At 36.6% G+C, this 21,295-nt stretch carries 16 protein-coding genes; 9 read left to right on the forward strand and 7 right to left on the reverse strand.

The window, feature by feature from the left end; all coding sequences use genetic code 11:
- Positions 1–12: 12 nt before the first annotated feature.
- Both Anndu_RS05865 and Anndu_RS05870 read right to left on the reverse strand, forming a co-directional pair.
- Positions 13–153 (reverse strand): helix-turn-helix domain-containing protein, encoded by a 141-nt coding sequence (locus Anndu_RS05865; protein ID WP_464103478.1) that lies wholly within the window; start codon positions 151–153, stop codon positions 13–15.
- A gap of 14 nt (positions 154–167) precedes the next feature.
- Positions 168–317, reverse strand: a complete 150-nt coding sequence (locus Anndu_RS05870) for a hypothetical protein (RefSeq protein WP_464103479.1) — start codon at positions 315–317, stop codon at positions 168–170.
- Positions 318–519: 202 nt separating this feature from the next.
- On the opposite strand from Anndu_RS05870, the gene glmS reads away from it, so the two are divergent.
- Positions 520–2,397, forward strand: coding sequence for a glutamine--fructose-6-phosphate transaminase (isomerizing) (gene glmS / locus Anndu_RS05875; protein ID WP_464103480.1), 1,878 nt, complete (start codon positions 520–522; stop codon positions 2,395–2,397).
- Here glmS and cobA read toward each other — a convergent pair.
- The 3 genes from cobA to gloA are packed head-to-tail and all read right to left on the reverse strand — an operon-like array spanning position 2,358 to position 4,310.
- On the reverse strand, positions 2,358–3,149 hold the full coding sequence (gene cobA / locus Anndu_RS05880; protein ID WP_464103481.1) for a uroporphyrinogen-III C-methyltransferase: 792 nt from the start codon (positions 3,147–3,149) through the stop codon (positions 2,358–2,360). The two genes, glmS and cobA, sit on opposite strands and share 40 nt — an antisense overlap.
- A gap of 3 nt (positions 3,150–3,152) precedes the next feature.
- Positions 3,153–3,881, reverse strand: a complete 729-nt coding sequence (locus tag Anndu_RS05885) for a sirohydrochlorin chelatase (protein ID WP_464103482.1) — start codon at positions 3,879–3,881, stop codon at positions 3,153–3,155.
- A 33-nt stretch (positions 3,882–3,914) separates the two neighbouring features.
- Positions 3,915–4,310, reverse strand: coding sequence for a lactoylglutathione lyase (gene gloA, locus Anndu_RS05890; RefSeq protein ID WP_464103483.1), 396 nt, complete (start codon positions 4,308–4,310; stop codon positions 3,915–3,917).
- A gap of 122 nt (positions 4,311–4,432) precedes the next feature.
- Between gloA and Anndu_RS05895 the strand changes: the two genes are divergently transcribed.
- Positions 4,433–5,206: an ABC transporter permease gene (locus tag Anndu_RS05895; RefSeq protein WP_464104040.1), complete on the forward strand. Its 774-nt coding sequence runs from the start codon at positions 4,433–4,435 to the stop codon at positions 5,204–5,206.
- A gap of 90 nt (positions 5,207–5,296) precedes the next feature.
- Here Anndu_RS05895 and Anndu_RS05900 read toward each other — a convergent pair whose 3' ends face one another.
- The gene (locus Anndu_RS05900) at positions 5,297–6,829 is read right to left on the reverse strand and encodes an FAD-dependent monooxygenase family protein (protein ID WP_464103484.1); all 1,533 of its coding nucleotides are present in this window, start codon (positions 6,827–6,829) and stop codon (positions 5,297–5,299) included.
- Positions 6,830–6,920: 91 nt separating this feature from the next.
- Here Anndu_RS05900 and Anndu_RS05905 point away from each other — a divergent pair, with 91 nt between their 5' ends.
- Positions 6,921–7,916 (forward strand): Rpn family recombination-promoting nuclease/putative transposase, encoded by a 996-nt coding sequence (locus Anndu_RS05905; RefSeq protein ID WP_464103485.1) that lies wholly within the window; start codon positions 6,921–6,923, stop codon positions 7,914–7,916.
- Positions 7,917–7,942: 26 nt separating this feature from the next.
- Here Anndu_RS05905 and Anndu_RS05910 read toward each other — a convergent pair whose 3' ends face one another.
- A complete protein-coding gene (locus Anndu_RS05910; RefSeq protein ID WP_464103486.1) occupies positions 7,943–8,164 on the reverse strand; it encodes a hypothetical protein in 222 nt (73 codons plus the stop codon).
- A gap of 287 nt (positions 8,165–8,451) precedes the next feature.
- Here Anndu_RS05910 and hisB point away from each other — a divergent pair, with 287 nt between their 5' ends.
- The 6 genes from hisB to Anndu_RS05940 all read left to right on the forward strand — a co-directional run bounded on the left by hisB (position 8,452) and on the right by Anndu_RS05940 (position 21,241).
- The gene (hisB, locus tag Anndu_RS05915) at positions 8,452–9,057 is read left to right on the forward strand and encodes an imidazoleglycerol-phosphate dehydratase HisB (RefSeq protein WP_464103487.1); all 606 of its coding nucleotides are present in this window, start codon (positions 8,452–8,454) and stop codon (positions 9,055–9,057) included.
- A gap of 69 nt (positions 9,058–9,126) precedes the next feature.
- Entirely contained in the window at positions 9,127–9,636 is a 510-nt protein-coding gene (locus tag Anndu_RS05920) for a pentapeptide repeat-containing protein (protein ID WP_464103488.1), read from the forward strand.
- 69 nt (positions 9,637–9,705) lie between these two features.
- The gene (locus Anndu_RS05925) at positions 9,706–10,851 is read left to right on the forward strand and encodes a 5-(carboxyamino)imidazole ribonucleotide synthase (RefSeq protein WP_464103489.1); all 1,146 of its coding nucleotides are present in this window, start codon (positions 9,706–9,708) and stop codon (positions 10,849–10,851) included.
- A 110-nt stretch (positions 10,852–10,961) separates the two neighbouring features.
- Complete coding sequence (locus tag Anndu_RS05930) at positions 10,962–11,240, forward strand: hypothetical protein (protein ID WP_464103490.1); 279 nt, start codon at positions 10,962–10,964, stop codon at positions 11,238–11,240.
- Positions 11,240–11,755, forward strand: coding sequence for a phage tail protein (locus Anndu_RS05935; protein WP_464103491.1), 516 nt, complete (start codon positions 11,240–11,242; stop codon positions 11,753–11,755). Before Anndu_RS05930 ends, Anndu_RS05935 begins: the two co-directional genes overlap by 1 nt.
- 18 nt (positions 11,756–11,773) lie before the next feature.
- Positions 11,774–21,241, forward strand: coding sequence for a hypothetical protein (locus Anndu_RS05940; RefSeq protein WP_464103492.1), 9,468 nt, complete (start codon positions 11,774–11,776; stop codon positions 21,239–21,241).
- The last annotated feature ends 54 nt before the right edge of the window (positions 21,242–21,295 follow it).

Consider the following 21,295-nt stretch of genomic DNA (forward strand, 5'->3'; position numbering starts at 1 on the left):
TTAAATTAAATCTTAATCCAAAACGTTTTCTCCTGAACTAATTAAAATTTTCTCAATTTTATTCACAATTCGACAAACATTTGACTCATGAATTCCCCAATCAATTGCTAAATGAAAAAAAGAACGATATTCTCTTAAATAGGCAAGAGTCATTAATATTTGATCTTCTATAGATAATTTGCTTTTCCTTCCCTGTTTTTTTGGAGTATTTTTTCGGCTCTGACAATTTTTACCATATCATTAAATGTTTCGAGCTGAACTCCACAATAGCGTTTAAACTCAGTTGAGTTTAATTTTTTGACTTCTTCATAATTCATATTCTGTTCTCCAATTTTTTCTTTATTGTACTTTCATGATCCCACTTTCGCAAGAGGTCATTAAAAAAAGATCACAGCGAGTAATTTCTTAAGTCTGACTTTTGCTATAGTTGTGTTAAATTAAAACAAAAGCCATCCTAGAGGGAGGGATTTTTCTTGATTAACCATCTTTTACGTTATTTTTCAGGAGTAAATTAAATTTATGTGTGGAATCGTTGGCTATATTGGGACAAAAATGGCGACTGATATTTTAATCTCAGGCTTAGAACGCTTGGAATATCGTGGCTATGATTCGGCCGGCATTGCTACAGTTTTAGAAGGTCAACTCAATTGTACCCGCGCCAAGGGCAAATTATTTAATTTACGAGAAAAATTAGAGCATCAAGTTAATCCCTCTCAAATCGGGATCGGCCATACCCGTTGGGCAACTCATGGCAAACCGGAAGAACGCAACGCCCACCCCCATTTAGATATGTCCGGTAAACTGGCCGTTGTACAAAATGGAATTATTGAAAATTATCGGGAATTAAAAGAAGAATTAATTACTAAAGGTTATCAATTTGTTTCTGATACGGATACGGAAGTTATACCCCATTTAATCTCCGAATATCTGAATGATTCTTCTTCTTTATTAGAAGCAGTACAAAAGGCTATTCCCCATTTAAAGGGGGCTTTTGCCATCGCCGTGATCGGGGCTGATTATCCTGATGAGTTAATCGTAGCACGTCAACAAGCCCCTTTAATTTTGGGTTTAGGGCAGGGTGAATTTTTCTGTGCTTCTGATATTACCGCCTTGATCCCCCATACCCATGCGGTAGTTAGTTTAGATAATGGGGAAATGGCACGTTTAACCCCTTTAGGCCTAGAAATTTATAATTTTCAGGGCGATCGCCTCAAAAAACAACCCCGCACGTTAAACTGGAGTCCCATGTTAGTGGAAAAACAGGGTTTTCGCCATTATATGCTTAAGGAAATCCATGAACAGCCTAATGTGGTGCGCACCTGTTTAGAGGCTTATGTTAACCATTCTTGGAATGGGGAAAGACACTCTGATTTTAGTCCCATTACTCTTAATATTCCTCCTCATTTTTACGAAAATTTACAAAAAATTGATATTTTAGCCTGTGGCACAAGTTGGCACGCAGGTTTAATTGGTAAATATTTACTAGAACAAATTACGGGCATTCCCACTAATGTGCATTATGCCTCTGAATATCGTTATGCCCCCGCTCCCATTACTCCCCATACTTTAACCATTGGTGTTACCCAGTCGGGGGAAACGGCGGACACTTTAGCGGCCATCGAGATGGAAAAGGATCGCCGAAATCATTTAGAAAAAGAGTTTAAACCGAGATTATTAGGAATTACTAACCGTCCTGAAAGTAGTATTGTTCAGGTGGTGGATCATGTGATCAATCTCCATGCGGATATTGAGATCGGCGTGGCGGCCACTAAGACTTTTTTGGCACAAGTGATGGCTTTTTATTGTTTAACTTTAGATTTGGCTTATCACCGTAAAAGTATTTCTTTAGAGAGATTACAGGCAATTATAGAGCAATTATATCAACTACCCTCGGCGATCGAGACTTTAATCCAACAACAAGAGAAAAAAATCGAACAGTTGGCGCATGATTTTGGGGAAACCAAAGATTTTATCTTTTTAGGGAGGGGGATTAATTTTCCGATCGCGCTAGAAGGTGCTTTAAAATTAAAGGAAATCAGTTATATTCATGCTGAGGGCTATCCGGCCGGAGAAATGAAACACGGGCCGATCGCCCTGTTAGATGCCAAAGTTCCCGTTGTCACCATTGCCATGCCCGGCAATGTCTATGAAAAAGCGCTTTCTAATGCCCAAGAAGCCAAAGCCAGAGATGCAAGGATGATCGGCGTTACATCAATGAATGAAGAAGAAGCTAAAACGATGTTTAATGATGTTTTAATCGTGCCGGAAGTGGATGAATTATTATCACCAATTTTAACGGTTATTCCTTTGCAATTATTAGCTTATTATATCGCCGCTCGGCGTGGTTTAGACGTGGATCAACCCCGTAATCTGGCTAAATCTGTCACTGTAGAATAATTAGTTAATTTATAATACAAATTAACTACATTGCCAATCACAGCGATGGCCGGGGCGCAAAAATTGGTTTTCTCAATTTGTTCTATGATATTGCCTAAAATACCGATCAATTCTTCCTGTTCATCTCTTGTTCCCCAACGAATCAGAGCAATAGGAGTATTCTGAGTTAAACCTCCGGCCAATAATTGGGGAATAATTTTACTTAAGTTATGGACTCCCATATAAATTATGAGGGTTTCTGAGCCTTGGGCGATCGCTGTCCAGTTAACTTGAGGGCGATATTTACCCGCCATTTCATGACCCGTCACAAAAGTAACCGATGAGCTATAATCACGGTGGGTAATGGGTATTCCGGCGTAAGCAGGTGCCGCAATACCAGAGGTGATCCCTGGTATCACTTCAACGGGAATACCCGCTTCGATTAAATCTTCCATTTCTTCACCCCCACGCCCAAAAACAAAGGGATCACCCCCTTTTAAACGCACCACGATCTGATTTTGTTGGGCTTTTTCAATTAATAAGGCGGTGGTTTCTTCCTGTAGTTTAGAATGGTTGCCTCGCCGTTTTCCCCCGTTGATCTGTTCGGCTTGGGGGTTGATCATGGCGATGATGGCAGGGCTAACTAGAGCATCATAGATCACCACTTGCGCCTTTTCTAAGATTTCCTTACCCTTGAGAGTCATTAGCCCCGGATCCCCCGGCCCTGCACCAACTAAATATACTTTCCCTTGATTTTGAGCGTTTTGAGTCATGATTTAATCAGATTTAAGAGATTTTACAATAAGTTGGGCTAAGGCGGGAGTAGCCCCCAAAGGCTGATCTAACAAGAGTTTTAACTCTGGATACTTTTGTTCTAGTTGTTTTACCTGTTCACCGATGCGATCTGTGATCCCACCCACAAACAGAAAATAAGGAACAATCGTAATATTAGTGATATTTTGTGAGTATAAATTGTTTACTTGTTCTTCCAAACTGGGGTTAATTGACCAATAAGCATTAAGAGCATTTAGATTTTTAGCTAGATCTTCTATAGTCTTATTACCGCCAATTTTTTTACTACCATGAGCTAATAAAATTCTGCCATCAGTCTTAAAACTTTCAAATTTATCTTTTAAAAGTAAAATTAGCTCATTATAACTTCCTAAATATAACTTTAATCTTATATCAATTTCAAAGTTAATATTATGTTTTGCTTGAGCTATAGCTTGAGGAATATCCTCAGTTAAATGAACACCAGCACTTAAAAATAAAGGAATAATTGCTAGTTCTTGATAGCCTTGATGGTGGGCAGTTTGAGCAAAATTAACAATTTTGTCAGACAGAGAAACCTCAGCAAATTCTAAACTAGCAACATCTAACAGACAATAAGTATCATTTTGATCAGCCATCACTTGACGGATCAAAGAAGCTAACTCAATTAAAGCCTTTTGGGGGCGAGGGTCACGGCTTCCATGAGTTACCAATAAATAAGCAGTATTAGACAAATTATTTAACTAAATATTTACGATAAGAATATATTAATCAACTTTATTTTTAAATTGAATTAACTCAATTTTATAACCTGTGGGGTCTTCCACAAAAGCAATAACGGTTGTACCGTGTTTCATGGGGCCGGGTTCTCTCACCACTTTACCACCTTTAGCTTTAATTTCCTCACAAGTTTTATAAATATCATCCACACCTAAAGCGATATGACCATAACCTGAGCCTAGATCGTAGCTGTCCACACCCCAATTATAGGTTAATTCAATCACAGTATGCTCAGATTCTTCTCCATAACCTACAAAAGCAAGGGTAAATTTTCCGTCGGGATAATCTTTTTGTCGTAATAATTTCATCCCTAAAATATCACAATAAAATTTGAGGGATTCTTCTAAATTTCCCACTCGGATCATGGTGTGTAACATTCTCATAATAATTATTAAAACTCCTTTAATGATAATAATTTTCTTGATTAGTGTTAACTATTATATAATAAAAATTAGATTTTTGAAACAATTTTTTTTATTATTAACAACAAATATTATTACAAATGTTGAAATATTGGTTTGAAACAATTGCCATTGCCCAAAGAATATTAAAAGAGTTATGGTATCGGAAAAGAAATTTAATTTTTTGGGTAATTTTTCCGATTTTTGTTTTATTATTAAATGCTTATATTGTAGCAGAAAGAGCGAAATTTTCCCTCACCAAAGCGATCGAGTTTGTTGCACCTTCAACTTTAGTGGGAGTAGCGATATTTTTTAGTTGTTTAGGGGGTACGGTAGCCACTATTGTTTCCGAGAGGGAAAATAAAACTTTAAAAAGATTATTTTTATCTCCTTTAAATGGTATTTCTTATTTTTTAGGTATCTTTTTAGCCTATAGTTTAATTGCGATCGGGCAAACTTTAATAGTTTATACAATTAGTGTTTTTTATGGTGCCAAAATAAGCGGATCAATAGTGTTAGGAATTAGCATTATTTTATTGAGTATAATGGGTTATGTGGGTTTAGGTTTTATCTTAGGAACACAGTTAGCCAGAAGAACGGAAGATGTTAATACTTTAGTGGCTACTTTTGGTGTACCTTTATTAATTTTAGGAGGTTCTTTTTTGCCTTCTTTTCTATTCCCTAAAGCCTTATTAAAAATAGCACAATTTAACCCTATTTATCACATGAATGAAGCTTTAATTGGGGTTTGGACAAGGGGAAAAAGTTTAATTTCTATTCAAAATCATCTCATATTTTTAGTAATTTTTGCGATTATAATGCTTATCGGAGGATGGTTTTCTTATCAATTAATGTTACAAAAGGAAAGAAGATTATAATTTTAATTGATAATGGATAATTAATCATTAATAGTAGTACAGGCATCTTGCCTGTTAACTACTAACAAATAACCAATAACCAATAACTAACTATTCTTTCCCAGCGCCATATTTCCATTGATCAATTAAACGATGATAATAATATAACTGTTTCTTGCTTAAATTTTGAGTTAAAATATTAGTTAAAAAATTAACTTTTTCTACTTGAGATAAACCCGTATATAAACCCAAATTAACATAATGAAAACTCCAATCTAATAAAGATAAAATGCCAATTTTTGGGAATAAAGGAATCACTAATTTTGGATTAACTAAAGGTAAAGTTTTAGTTAATCCATTAAATTGAATTACATCTTGTAAAAAAGGTTTTAAAACATCATCTCCCAAACGATCCATAACTTCAAAAACTCCACTCATTAAATTATTAATTTGTTGAGGATTGACTTTTTGATTAATAGCTACACTCATGGTTTTTTGAAATAACCAAGTTACAGAAATATTCGGTTGATAAGGTTGTAATAAAGTTAAATCTTGATAATTTAAACAATCATTTTCTAAAGCTTCTTTAATACCAAAAGTTAATCTTTTTAAATGTCTAATCATTGAACCAAAACCGCCAAAACTAACGGGAGATTGACTTCCACTACTATCACCAATAGACATAATGCGATGATATTTTAACTTTAAAGGGCTATCTTGATAAGCCGGAAAAAAGCCAAATAAAAACCTTTGAAAATCTAATTTTTCTAATTCAATCTGTTGATATTCTGGTAATAATTTTAAATATTCATTCATCAAAAATTCTAAACTAAAACGCTGAGGATCGGCATCTAAATAGGTGAATAAATAAGTAGTGCGGCCATCTTTAGCTGGGAAAGCTTCCCAAAAATATTGACATTGATTTTTAATAGGAGTAAAGGTATAAATTAAATCTCCAGTATCATTTTTTTCGTAATTTTTAGCACAACTTCCTACTACTAAACAAACACCATCAGGCTGTTGATTTTGTCTAACTTGTTTGGTAATAGGTGAAAAATGACCCATTGCATCAATTAATAATTTACTTTTTAACTGTTGTTGATTAGTTTGAATGATGATACCATCATCAACAATAATCGCTTTTTGAAAAGCAGTATTTTCTAGTAAAACTCCCCCATAATTTAAAAATTTTTGTTTTAAAACTTCTAATAAATAAACCGGATCAACACCTATATTTAAAACATCTTTAACCCATAATTCATAACCTTGATGAAAACCAACTCTAGCCGGATTATATTCAGTAACAATGCTTGTTTCTAACTCAATTTCTGTTAATAATTCTAAATCTAAAAAAGTTTCTAATTCTGTTCTTGAAATGTTCCATTCTTGAGTTCTTCCTCTTAAAATTCCCCTTTCAATAATGGCAACTTTAAAGCCTAATTTTTGTAAAGAAATAGCTAAAAATAAGCCTAAAGTACCTCCACAAATAACCACATCAAAATCCACATTATTTAAACTTTCTTGAGTAGTTTCAATAACTTGATTAAATGTTTGATTATTGTGACGTAAAGCAGACCATAATTGATCAGCTTTTTTTAAATTTTCTACATCAGAATTAATTAAAAATTGGGTGACTAAATTCATATAAAGATTAGATTGAAAATAATAAAATCTATGGTATAATAAAAATAAGTAAAAGCAAAGTTAAATTTAGTAGTTAAAGGAAGTAATAATTATGAGATTTCTTGATCCCAAAAATGATTATGCTTTTAAAAGAATATTTGGCTCTGAGGAAAGTAAAGATATTTTAATTAGTTTTCTCAATGCCGTTTTATATGAAGAACAAGAAATTATTAAAGATTTAGTAATAATTAATCCTCATGTTTTGGGTGCAACTTATGATTTAAAAGATACTTATTTAGATGTTAAAGCTAAGTTAGATAATAATACCACTGTTTTAATTGAAATGCAATTATTAAATCGTTTTGCTTTTGATAAAAGGGTGATGTATAATGCGGCCAAAACCTACGCCAATCAACTTGATGCGGGGGAAAGATATTTATTATTACAGCCCGTAATTGCTTTAACAATTATGGATTTTATCTTATTTAAAGATAGTCCACAAGTTATTAATAGTTTTATTTTTAAAGAGGAAAAATTAAATATTCCTTATAACAATGAAATTAAATTAGTATTTATTGAATTACCGAAATTTAATAAAGCTTTAGAAGAATTAAATACCCTTTGTGAAAAGTGGTTATTTTTCTTGAGAAACGCATCAACTTTAACAAAAAAACCGTCTTCTTTAACCTCAATTAATGTGTTAAATCATGCTTTAGAAATATCTAATTTAGCGGCATTAAATTTGGATGAATTAGAGGAAATTCAAAGAAGACAAATGTGGTTAACAGATCAAGAAACTATCACCATGTATGCCATAGATCAAGGTATGCAAAAAGGCCTTCAACAGGGCATTGAACAGGGGCTTCAACAAGGTATTCAACAGGGTATTGAACAGGGCATTGAACAGGGCATTGAACGGGGAAGCTATCAAAAAACAAAACAAATTCTTGAGCGTTTAATCAAAAAAAGATTTGGAGAAATAGCAAAAGAAATTGATCATAAAATTAATCAATTATCCCTTGAAAAACTAGAATTATTAACAGAAGAATTGTTAGATTTTTCTGATCAAGAACAGTTAAATAATTGGTTAATTAATAATCTTAATTAATAATTAAATAATCGTAAAGTTTTAAATTATCTTTTGCCCAAAAACCACCCAAAAATATTAAAATCATTTTGCATTTTTCTTAATTCTCTTTGATGTTTTTGGGCTGTTTCTTGATACCATTGACAATAAGCCTCAAATTCATCTCTATGTTTAACCTCCTGATAAAATTCACGGGTCAATAAATGAACTTCGATCGCCTCAGAAATGGGGGCAGGAGGCTGAGTGGGGAGAATACGTTGTAGATCCATAAAACCTTCCTCATCTTTTAATTTAATTAAAATTATATTTTGTGATTGGTTATTTGTCAGTAGTTATTGATATTTTGTAACAATTTATTTATAATTAAAATCGATCCACTTTATTAATTAATTGACATTTTCAAAAGTTAAATTTATAATGTGAAGGAGATAGAAAAAACTTATAAAGTAAACAAATTAAAAAGCTTTTATTGATAAAATTTAAACAAAATATTTAATTAAATTGCCCTCTTATTATATAATGATATAATGTTATTCTATTGCGATTATTTTTGAACATGGAAAATCAATTTCCCCCACGCACCGCCACCATTAAACGTACTACCAAAGAAACCGATGTTCAAGTTTCGATTAATTTAGATGGCACGGGTCAATGTCAAGTTAATACTGGTGTACCATTTTTGGATCACATGATCCATCAAATTTCCTCTCATGGCTTGGTTGACTTGAATATTCAAGCCACTGGAGACACCCATATTGACGACCATCACACCAATGAGGATGTGGGGATCACCCTTGGCCAAGCCTTGGCCAAGGCCATCGGCGATCGCAAAGGAATTGTGAGGTTTGGACATTTCATCGCCCCCTTAGATGAAGCCCTGATCCAAGTAGCCCTTGATTTTTCCGGTCGTCCCCATTTAAGTTACGGTTTAAATATTCCCACTGAAAAAGTCGGAAAATATGATACCCAGTTAGTGAGGGAATTTTTTGTAGCTATTGTTAATCATGGCCAAATTACCTTACATATTCGACAATTAGACGGAATAAACTCCCATCATATTATTGAGGCTACCTTTAAAGCCTTCGCCAGAGCCTTAAGAATGGCTTTAGAAGTTGATCCCCGTAGAGCCTCAGAAATTCCGAGTTCAAAAGGAGTTTTATGAAAACTCAGGATTAACAATCTTTAAAAATTATCAATTATCAATCATTATTGTCATCAAATTAAGAAAATTATGTCTTTAAAATCTATTTTCAAAATTGCCATTTCTCTAATTTTTATTGTTTTTTTAATCTCTCCTTTTCCCGCTTTAGCAGGTAGTTCATCAGCCGTAACAGGCTCAAATTCTCTCTATAATAATGCCGATTTATCGGGGCGTGATTTCACAGGAGAAAACCTTAAAACTTTAGAATTTACAAAAGTTAATTTAGCCTCTACTAATTTTACCAATGCTGACTTAAGAGGGGCAGTTTTTAATAATTCTAACTTAACTAAAACTAACTGGCATGGAGTTAATTTTGGCCAAGGATTAGCCTATTTAAGTAATTTTGACGATGCCGATCTAACCGATGCTATTTTTACCGATGCCATTTTATCTTTATCTACTTTTAAAAATGCCAATATTACAGGTGCAGATTTTACTTTTGCCGTCTTAGATAAAGAACAAATAAAATTACTTTGTCAAAGCGCTTCTGGTATTAATTCTAAAACAGGCGCAGACACTAGAGACTCTTTAGGATGCTAACAAATGAATAATAAGTAATAAGTAATAATTGACAAATAACGAATAACTAATCACAAATAACTAATCAAAATGTCAAAAATTAAAGTAGGTGTTATCGGCGGAGGTCAACTAGCTTGGATGATGGCAAAAGAAGCCCATCATTTAGGGATTGATCTAATTATTCAAACACCATCAAAAAACGATCCCGCCGTCAGTTTAGCTTCCGATGTTTTCTTAGCAAAAATTGACGATGGCATCACCACCGCTAAACTAGCCCAAGAATGTGATTTTGTTACCTTTGAAAATGAATTTGTTGATTTGATTTTTTTAGAACAATTAACCTTAACAGAAAAAGCAAATTTTTATCCAACAATTAATAATTTAAAACCCTTATTAGATAAATATGAACAACGTCAATATTTAAAAAAAATAGGTTTACCCGTACCTCAATTTATTTCCGTTGAACTATTAAGAAATAATCAATCTGATTATGGTTTTCCTGTGGTTTTGAAAGCCAAAAGACACGGTTATGATGGGCAAGGCACTTTTATTATAAAGAATCAAGAAAGCTTAGATCAAACTTGTCAAAAATATCCATTAGACTCAATGATTTTAGAAGAATTTGTGCCTTTTATAAAAGAATTAGCTATTATTGGGGCGCGCAATATTCAAGGAGAAATTAAACTTTATCCAGTGGTAGAAACTCAGCAAATAAATCAAGTTTGCCGTAGGGTGATCGCCCCTGCTAAAATCGGACAAGAAATTATAGAAAAAGTCAATCAAATCACAGTTAAATTATTAACAGAATTAGAATATATTGGGGTGTTAGGAATTGAATTTTTTTTAACAGAAACAGGGCAAATTTTAGTTAATGAAATTGCACCAAGAACCCATAATTCTGGGCATTATACCCTTGATGCTTGTGCTACTTCCCAATTTAAAATGCAGTTACAAACCGTAACAAATTTACCACTAGGTGATAGTAATTTAATCACACAAGGAGCATTAATGGTTAATTTGTTAGGCTATGAAACATCCCATAGTGATTATATTGATCAAAGAAAACAACTAGAAGAAATAGATCAAGCTTACGTTCATTGGTATGATAAAAAAGAATCACGCCAAGGCCGAAAATTAGGTCATGTTACAGTATTATTAAACGAAAAAACGATTAATAATACAGAGGAAATAATTGAAAGAATTGAAACAATTTGGTATCCTCCATCAAAATTATAAGAATTGTAACAAAATCAATTAAATTTGTCTTAAAATTAGACTAAAAATCAAAAGATAGATTAAACTGAAAAATAGTTCAGTTAACTGATTAATAAAGATTGCTTAAGATTATGAAATCAAACTTTCATCAATATCAAAGAACCGTTGAATTAAGTCCAACTGTAGCACCAATTCAGAATAATAATCCGACAGCAGGATATTCAATTCCCTTAAAATTAGAACTTGAAAATCAAAATAAAGATAAATTAAGAGAATTAAATCAGTTAGCTGGACAAATTTTAAGAGAACCCCTCTTACAAATTTTATTAAGTCAGAGGATTTATGATTTAATGAGTGAAGATTTAACCTATTATAAAGAAAGAGCAAGAAGTTATGGAGGAAGAATTTAATGGCACAAAGTACAGATCCTTATCAGGTTAATTATGTTACGGCCAATCGTTTTTATGTGCAAATAGGGAGTACAATTAAGGCTTCGTTTAGTGAATGTTCCGGTATTGGGGTAACGATCGAGCATCAATCTTTTCAAGAGGGGGGAGTCAACAACCAACAAAGATTTTTTCTAGGAAAATCTACTTTTAGTGAAGTCACCTTAAAACGGGGGATCACTGATGACTACGCCTTTTGGACATGGATCAATCAGGTTTTAAATGGGGTAGTCAAACAGCGTAAATATATTGACATCTTGCTTTTTAACCAGTCGGGAGAAACCATGCAGACATGGACATTAGTAGGGGCTGTACCTGTGGCGTGGAAGGGTGCATCCCTTGACGCAAAGGGAAGTAGCGTGGCGGTGGAGGAATTAACTTTAGCTTACGAAGGTTTAATTATAAAAGGAAAAGCGGCGGCGAAAACTATTCGTGGACAAGGACGAGGCAGTTTAGGTTATTTTCCATCACCCAGTTAGTCAAATCAAAATTAAATTATGAGTAATAATCAAAATAAAGAGTCTTTCAATGATAATTTAGGGAATAATAAATCTATATTAGTTATCAAAAAACTCGCAAACAATCATATCTCGCCTAAATTTTCAACTGCGATCGCACGAAAATCAATCAGTTCGATCTCAGAATTTCCCTTTGTTCACTCAAATTTAATTGATACAGAGGACTTTGGTAATAATATAGAGCCACTGGAAATAACAGAGGATTGGTCGGATTCAGAGGATACTACTGTTTCTCCGGTTCAATCAATTCAGAGACAAAGTAATACAAGTTTACCATCAACGGCCAACATTAGCGAAAACTTTAGCTTTAACTTTAATCGTACCTTAGAAACTAGCCCTGTTACACCCACTCCCACTAATATTGAGTCAATAGAAACTAGCCCTGTTATACCCACAGCCACTAACATTGAGGCAACACAAACTAGCTCTTTGACACCTCTTCAAAGACAACTAGACACAAGCACTACTAACATTGAGTCAACAGAAACTAGCCCTGTTATACCCACTCCCACTAATATTGAGGCAACACAAACTAGCTCTGTTACACAACTTCAAAGACAACTAGACACAAGCACTACTAACATTGAGTCAACAGAAACTAGCCCTGTTATACCCACTCCCACTAATATTGAGGCAACACAAACTAGCTCTGTTACACAACTTCAAAGACAACTAGACACAAGCACTACTAACATTGAGTCAACAGAAACTAGCCCTGTTATACCCACTCCCACTAATATTGAGGCAACACAAACTAGCTCTGTTACACAACTTCAAAGACAACTAGACACAAGCACTACTAATATTGAGTCAGTGGAAACTAGCCCTGTTATACCCATACCCACTAATATTGAGTCAGTGGAAACTAGCTCTGTTACACCCCTTCAAAGACAACTAGACACCCCCACTACTAACATTGAGTCAAGAGAAACTAGCCCTGTTACACCCACTCCCACTAACATTGAGTTAACAGAAACTAGCTCTTTGACACCCCTTCAAAGACAACTAGACACAAGCACTACTAACATTGAGTCAACACAAACTAGCCCTGTTACACCCATACCCACTAACATTGAGTCAATAGAAAATAGCCCTGTTATACCCACTCCCACTAATATTGAGTCAATAGAAACTAGCCCTGTTACACCCACTCCCACTAACATTGAGGCAGTAGAAACTAGCCCTGTTATACCCACTCCCACTAATATTGAGTCAACACAAACTAGCTCTGTTACACCCACTCCCACTAACATTGAGTCAGTGGAAACTAGCTCTGTTACACCCCTTCAAAGACAACTAGACACCCCCACTACTAACATTGAGTCAAGAGAAACTAGCTCTGTTACACAACTTCAAAGACAACTAGACACAAGCACTACTAATATTGAGTCAGTGGAAACTAGCCCTGTTATACCCATACCCACTAATATTGAGTCAACAGAAACTAGCTCTGTGACACCCCTTCAAAGACAACTAGACACAAGCACTACTAACATTGAGTCAATAGAAACTAGCCCTGTTATACCCACTCCCACTAATATTGAGGCAACAGAAACTAGCTCTGTTACACCCACTACCACTAATATTGAGTTAACAGAAACTAGCTCTTTGACACCCCTTCAAAGACAACTAGACACAAGCACTACTAACATTGAGTCAACACAAACTAGCCCTGTTACACCCATACCCACTAACATTGAGTCAATAGAAAATAGCCCTGTTATACCCATACCCACTAACATTGAGTCAATAGAAACTAGCCCTGTTACACCCATACCCACTAACATTGAGTCAATAGAAAATAGCCCTGTTATACCCATACCCACTAATATTGAGTCAATAGAAACTAGCCCTGTTACACCCACTCCCACTAACATTGAGTCAATAGAAACTAGCCCTGTTACACCCATACCCACTAATATTGAGGCAGTAGAAACTAGCCCTGTTACACCCACTCCCACTAACATTGAGGCAACAGAAACTAGCCCTGTTACACCCATACCCACTAATATTGAGGCAACAGAAACTAGCCCTGTTACACCCATACCCACTAATATTGAGTCAGTAGAAACTAGCCCTGTTACACCCATACCCACTAATATTGAGGCAACAGAAACTAGCCCTGTTACACCCATACCCACTAATATTGAGGCAACAGAAACTAGCCCTGTTACACCCATACCCACTAATATTGAGTCAACACAAACTAGCTCTGTTACACCCCTTCAAAGACAACTAGACACACCAACTAACATTGAGTCAGTGGAAACTAGCTCTGTTACGCAACTTCAAAGACAACTAGACACACCAACTAACATTGAGGCTGTGGAAACTAGCCCTGTTATACCCATAGCCACTAACATTGAGTCAACAGAAACTAGCTCTGTTACGCAACTTCAAAGACAACTAGACACCCCCACTACTAACATTGAGTCAAGAGAAACTAGCCCTGTTACACCCACTCCCACTAACATTGAGGCAGTAGAAACTAGCCCTGTTACACCCACACCCACTAACATTGAGTCAACACAAACTAGCTCTGTTATACCCACTCCCACTAATATTGAGTCAACACAAACTAGCTCTGTTACACCCACTCCCACTAACATTGAGTCAGTGGAAACTAGCTCTGTTACACCCCTTCAAAGACAACTAGACACCCCCACTACTAACATTGAGTCAAGAGAAACTAGCTCTGTTACACAACTTCAAAGACAACTAGACACAAGCACTACTAATATTGAGTCAGTGGAAACTAGCCCTGTTATACCCATACCCACTAATATTGAGTCAACAGAAACTAGCTCTGTGACACCCCTTCAAAGACAACTAGACACAAGCACTACTAACATTGAGTCAATAGAAACTAGCCCTGTTATACCCACTCCCACTAATATTGAGTCAATAGAAACTAGCCCTGTTATACCCACTCCCACTAATATTGAGTCAATAGAAACTAGCTCTGTTACACCCACTCCCACTAACATTGAGTCAACAGAAACTAGCCCTGTTACACCCATACCCACTAATATTGAGTTAATAGAAACTAGCCCTGTTATACCCACTCCCACTAATATTGAGTCAGTGGAAACTAGCCCTGTTACACCCACTCCCACTAACATTGAGTCAATAGAAACTAGCCCTGTTATACCCACTCCCACTAACATTGAGGCAACAGAAACTAGCCCTGTTACACCCACTCCCACTAACATTGAGGCAACAGAAACTAGCCCTGTTACACCCATACCCACTAATATTGAGGCAACAGAAACTAGCCCTGTTACACCCATACCCACTAATATTGAGGCAACAGAAACTAGCCCTGTTACACCCATACCCACTAATATTGAGTCAGTAGAAACTAGCCCTGTTACACCCATACCCACTAATATTGAGGCAACAGAAACTAGCCCTGTTACACCCATACCCACTAATATTGAGTCAACACAAACTAGCTCTGTTACACCCCTTCAAAGACAACTAGACACACCAACTAACATTGAGTCAGTGGAAACTAGCTCTGTTACGCAACTTCAAAGACAACTAGACACACCAACTAACATTGAGGCTGTGGAAACTAGCCCTGTTATACCCATAGCCACTAACATTGAGTCAACAGAAACTAGCTCTGTTACGCAACTTCAAAGACAACTAGACACCCCCACTACTAACATTGAGTCAAGAGAAACTAGCCCTGTTACACCCACTCCCACTAACATTGAGGCAGTAGAAACTAGCCCTGTTACACCCACACCCACTAACATTGAGTCAACACAAACTAGCTCTGTTATACCCACTCCCACTAATATTGAGTCAAGAGAAACTAGCCCTGTTACACCCACTCCCACTAACATTGAGGCAGTGGAAACTAGCCCTGTTATACCCACTCCCACTAACATTGAGTCAGTGGAAACTAGCCCTGTTACACCCATACCCACTAATATTGAGTCAACACAAACTAGCTCTGTTACACAACTTCAAAGACAACTAGACACCCCCACTACTAACATTGAGTCAAGAGAAACTAGCTCTGTGACACCCCTTCAAAGACAACTAGACACAAGCACTACTAACATTGAGTCAATAGAAACTAGCCCTGTTATACCCACTCCCACTAATATTGAGGCAACAGAAACTAGCTCTGTTACACCCACTACCACTAATATTGAGTTAACAGAAACTAGCTCTTTGACACCCCTTCAAAGACAACTAGACACAAGCACTACTAACATTGAGTCAACACAAACTAGCCCTGTTATACCCACTCCCACTAATATTGAGTCAATAGAAACTAGCCCTGTTACACCCACTCCCACTAACATTGAGGCAGTAGAAACTAGCCCTGTTATACCCACTCCCACTAACATTGAGTTAACAGAAACTAGCTCTGTTACACCCACTCCCACTAACATTGAGTTAATAGAAACTAGCCCTGTTATACCCACTCCCACTAATATTGAGTCAGTGGAAACTAGCCCTGTTACACCCATACCCACTAATATTGAGTCAACACAAACTAGCCCTGTTACACCCATACCCACTAATATTGAGTCAACACAAACTAGCTCTGTTACACAACTTCAAAGACAACTACACACCCCCACTACTAACATTGAGTCAAGAGAAACTAGCTCTGTTACACAACTTCAAAGACAACTAGACACAAGCACTACTAATATTGAGTCAGTGGAAACTAGCCCTGTTATACCCATACCCACTAATATTGAGTCAACAGAAACTAGCTCTGTGACACCCCTTCAAAGACAACTAGACACAAGCACTACTAACATTGAGTCAATAGAAACTAGCCCTGTTATACCCACTCCCACTAACATTGAGTCAACAGAAACTAGCCCTGTTATACCCACAGCCACTAATATTGAGTCAGTGGAAACTAGCCCTGTTATACCCACAGCCACTAATATTGAGTCAGTGGAAACTAGCCCTGTTATACCCACTCCCACTAACATTGAGTCAGTGGAAACTAGCCCTGTTACACCCATACCCACTAATATTGAGTCAACACAAACTAGCTCTGTTACACAACTTCAAAGACAACTAGACACCCCCACTACTAACATTGAGTCAAGAGAAACTAGCTCTGTTACACAACTTCAAAGACAACTAGACACAAGCACTACTAACATTGAGTCAATAGAAACTAGCCCTGTTATACCCACTCCCACTAATATTGAGGCAACAGAAACTAGCTCTGTTACACCCACTACCACTAATATTGAGTTAACAGAAACTAGCTCTTTGACACCCCTTCAAAGACAACTAGACACAAGCACTACTAACATTGAGTCAACACAAACTAGCCCTGTTACACCCATACCCACTAACATTGAGTCAATAGAAAATAGCCCTGTTATACCCACTCCCACTAATATTGAGTCAATAGAAACTAGCCCTGTTACACCCACTCCCACTAACATTGAGGCAGTGGAAACTAGCCCTGTTATACCCACTCCCACTAACATTGAGTCAGTGGAAACTAGCCCTGTTACACCCATACCCACTAATATTGAGTCAACACAAACTAGCTCTGTTACACAACTTCAAAGACAACTAGACACCCCCACTACTAACATTGAGTCAAGAGAAACTAGCTCTGTTACACAACTTCAAAGACAACTAGACACAAGCACTACTAATATTGAGTCAGTGGAAACTAGCCCTGTTATACCCATACCCACTAATATTGAGTCAACAGAAACTAGCTCTGTGACACCCCTTCAAAGACAACTAGACACAAGCACTACTAACATTGAGTCAATAGAAACTAGCCCTGTTATACCCACTCCCACTAATATTGAGGCAACAGAAACTAGCTCTGTTACACCCACTACCACTAATATTGAGTTAACAGAAACTAGCTCTTTGACACCCCTTCAAAGACAACTAGACACAAGCACTACTAACATTGAGTCAACACAAACTAGCCCTGTTACACCCATACCCACTAACATTGAGTCAATAGAAAATAGCCCTGTTATACCCACTCCCACTAATATTGAGTCAATAGAAACTAGCCCTGTTACACCCACTCCCACTAACATTGAGGCAGTAGAAACTAGCCCTGTTATACCCACTCCCACTAACATTGAGTTAACAGAAACTAGCTCTGTTACACCCACTCCCACTAACATTGAGTTAATAGAAACTAGCCCTGTTATACCCACTCCCACTAATATTGAGTCAGTGGAAACTAGCCCTGTTACACCCATACCCACTAATATTGAGTCAACACAAACTAGCTCTGTTACACAACTTCAAAGACAACTACACACCCCCACTACTAACATTGAGTCAACAGAAACTAGCCCTGTTACACCCACTCCCACTAACATTGAGTCAGTAGAAACTAGCCCTGTTATACCCACTCCCACTAACATTGAGTCAATAGAAACTAGCCCTGTTACACCCACTCCCACTAACATTGAGGCAGTAGAAACTAGCCCTGTTATACCCACTCCCACTAACATTGAGTTAACAGAAACTAGCCCTGTTATACCCACTCCCACTAATATTGAGGCAACAGAAACTAGCTCTGTTACACCCACTACCACTAATATTGAGTTAACAGAAACTAGCTCTTTGACACCCCTTCAAAGACAACTAGACACAAGCACTACTAACATTGAGTCAACACAAACTAGCCCTGTTACACCCATACCCACTAACATTGAGTCAATAGAAAATAGCCCTGTTATACCCACTCCCACTAATATTGAGTCAATAGAAACTAGCCCTGTTACACCCACTCCCACTAACATTGAGGCAGTGGAAACTAGCCCTGTTATACCCACTCCCACTAACATTGAGTCAGTGGAAACTAGCCCTGTTACACCCATACCCACTAATATTGAGTCAACACAAACTAGCTCTGTTACACAACTTCAAAGACAACTAGACACCCCCACTACTAACATTGAGTCAAGAGAAACTAGCTCTGTTACACAACTTCAAAGACAACTAGACACAAGCACTACTAATATTGAGTCAGTGGAAACTAGCCCTGTTATACCCATACCCACTAATATTGAGTCAACAGAAACTAGCTCTGTGACACCCCTTCAAAGACAACTAGACACAAGCACTACTAACATTGAGTCAATAGAAACTAGCCCTGTTATACCCACTCCCACTAATATTGAGGCAACAGAAACTAGCTCTGTTACACCCACTACCACTAATATTGAGTTAACAGAAACTAGCTCTTTGACACCCCTTCAAAGACAACTAGACACAAGCACTACTAACATTGAGTCAACACAAACTAGCCCTGTTACACCCATACCCACTAACATTGAGTCAATAGAAAATAGCCCTGTTATACCCACTCCCACTAATATTGAGTCAATAGAAACTAGCCCTGTTACACCCACTCCCACTAACATTGAGGCAGTAGAAACTAGCCCTGTTATACCCACTCCCACTAACATTGAGTTAACAGAAACTAGCTCTGTTACACCCACTCCCACTAACATTGAGTTAATAGAAACTAGCCCTGTTATACCCACTCCCACTAATATTGAGTCAGTGGAAACTAGCCCTGTTACACCCATACCCACTAATATTGAGTCAACACAAACTAGCTCTGTTACACAACTTCAAAGACAACTACACACCCCCACTACTAACATTGAGTCAACAGAAACTAGCCCTGTTACACCCACTCCCACTAACATTGAGTCAGTAGAAACTAGCCCTGTTATACCCACTCCCACTAACATTGAGTCAATAGAAACTAGCCCTGTTACACCCACTCCCACTAACATTGAGGCAGTAGAAACTAGCCCTGTTATACCCACTCCCACTAACATTGAGTTAACAGAAACTAGCTCTGTTACACCCACTCCCACTAACATTGAGTTAACAGAAACTAGCTCTGTTACACCCACTCCCACTAACATTGAGTTAATAGAAACTAGCCCTGTTACACCCATACCCACTAATATTGAGTCAACACAAACTAGCTCTGTTACACAACTTCAAAGACAACTACACACCCCCACTACTAACATTGAGTCAACAGAAACTAGCCCTGTTACACCCACTCCCACTAACATTGAGTCAGTGGAAACTAGCCCTGTTATACCCACAGCCACTAATATTGAGTCAGTGGAAACTAGCCCTGTTATACCCACTCCCACTAACATTGAGTCAGTGGAAACTAGCCCTGTTACACCCATACCCACTAATATTGAGTCAACACAAACTAGCTCTGTTACACAACTTCAAAGACAACTAGACACCCCCACTACTAACATTGAGTCAACAGAAACTAGCCCTGTTATACCCACTCCCACTAACATTGAGTCAACAGAAACTAGCTCTGTTACACAACTTCAAAGACAACTAGACACCCCCACTACTAACATTGAGGCAGTAGAAACTAGCCCTGTTACACCCCTTCAAAGACAAATAAATACAAATTTACCTAATCTTAATTTAGCGGATCAAGTATTAGAAAATAATCCCATTCAGTCAATTCAAAGACGGGGCGAAATTCCTTTTTCTACTATTAATAATATTCCTCAAATTCCTATTAGTTTAAATTCTATTTCTTCTATTTCTTCTCTTAATAATAATCAGCCTTTAGGTAGAGTCGAAAATCAAAATATTAATCCTTCTTTCTCCTCCGATCGCCCTATTCAAAGAAGTTTTGATAATTATGCTCAAAATATTGATTCTAATAATGCTTATTTAGACAATAACTCACAAGTTAATAGTCAAAATTTGTCTTCAAATAATACAGAAATTCCTGCTTTACCTAGTTCGATCGAGCCTATTTATGATTTACAACCTTTAAATACTTTGCAAAGATTAAGTAATGATAATTCTTTAATTTCCCAAAATTCCTCTAGTCAAAGCAATTCACCATCAACATTGATTCAACGAGCTTCTAATCAACCAGAAGACAATCCTCTTAATGCTCTCAATCAGTTCTTTCCCCAAAATGAGGATTTATCAAGTACAGTAGAACCGATTATAACACCTAATACACCGTCAAGTTTAGGCAATTCTTCACCGATAGTTCAAAGAAATAGCTCTAATATTCCTCAAACTTCTGTTAATTATTGGGCTAATATTAGTGATTTAATAGGGGAAAGTTCTAGTCGTTCAAGTTATCATAATTCTACTCAAAATACGGTAGAAAATGTGATTCAAAGAGCCTATAATTCTAATTCGAGGGAAACTGAAAATTTATCTGTTACGGAAAATTATGGTGATATTATTCAAAAATTAGATGATAAAATTTTAGGTAATACATCTGCTGAAACTACTAATATTTCTAAGGCTGATCAAAGTTCTTCATCAGATCATCAACAAGAAAATTTTGAACTTTTAGCAAGGGAAATTTATATTTTATTGCGCAATCGTTTAATGATTGAAAGGGAACGCAAAGGAAGTTATACTTCTGATCGTTTATCTTGGTAATTATAATTAATAAAAATGTTATATAATTATTTTTAAATATTGATTAAGGAGGAA

It is taken from the genome of Annamia dubia NIES-4383 (assembly GCF_055394725.1).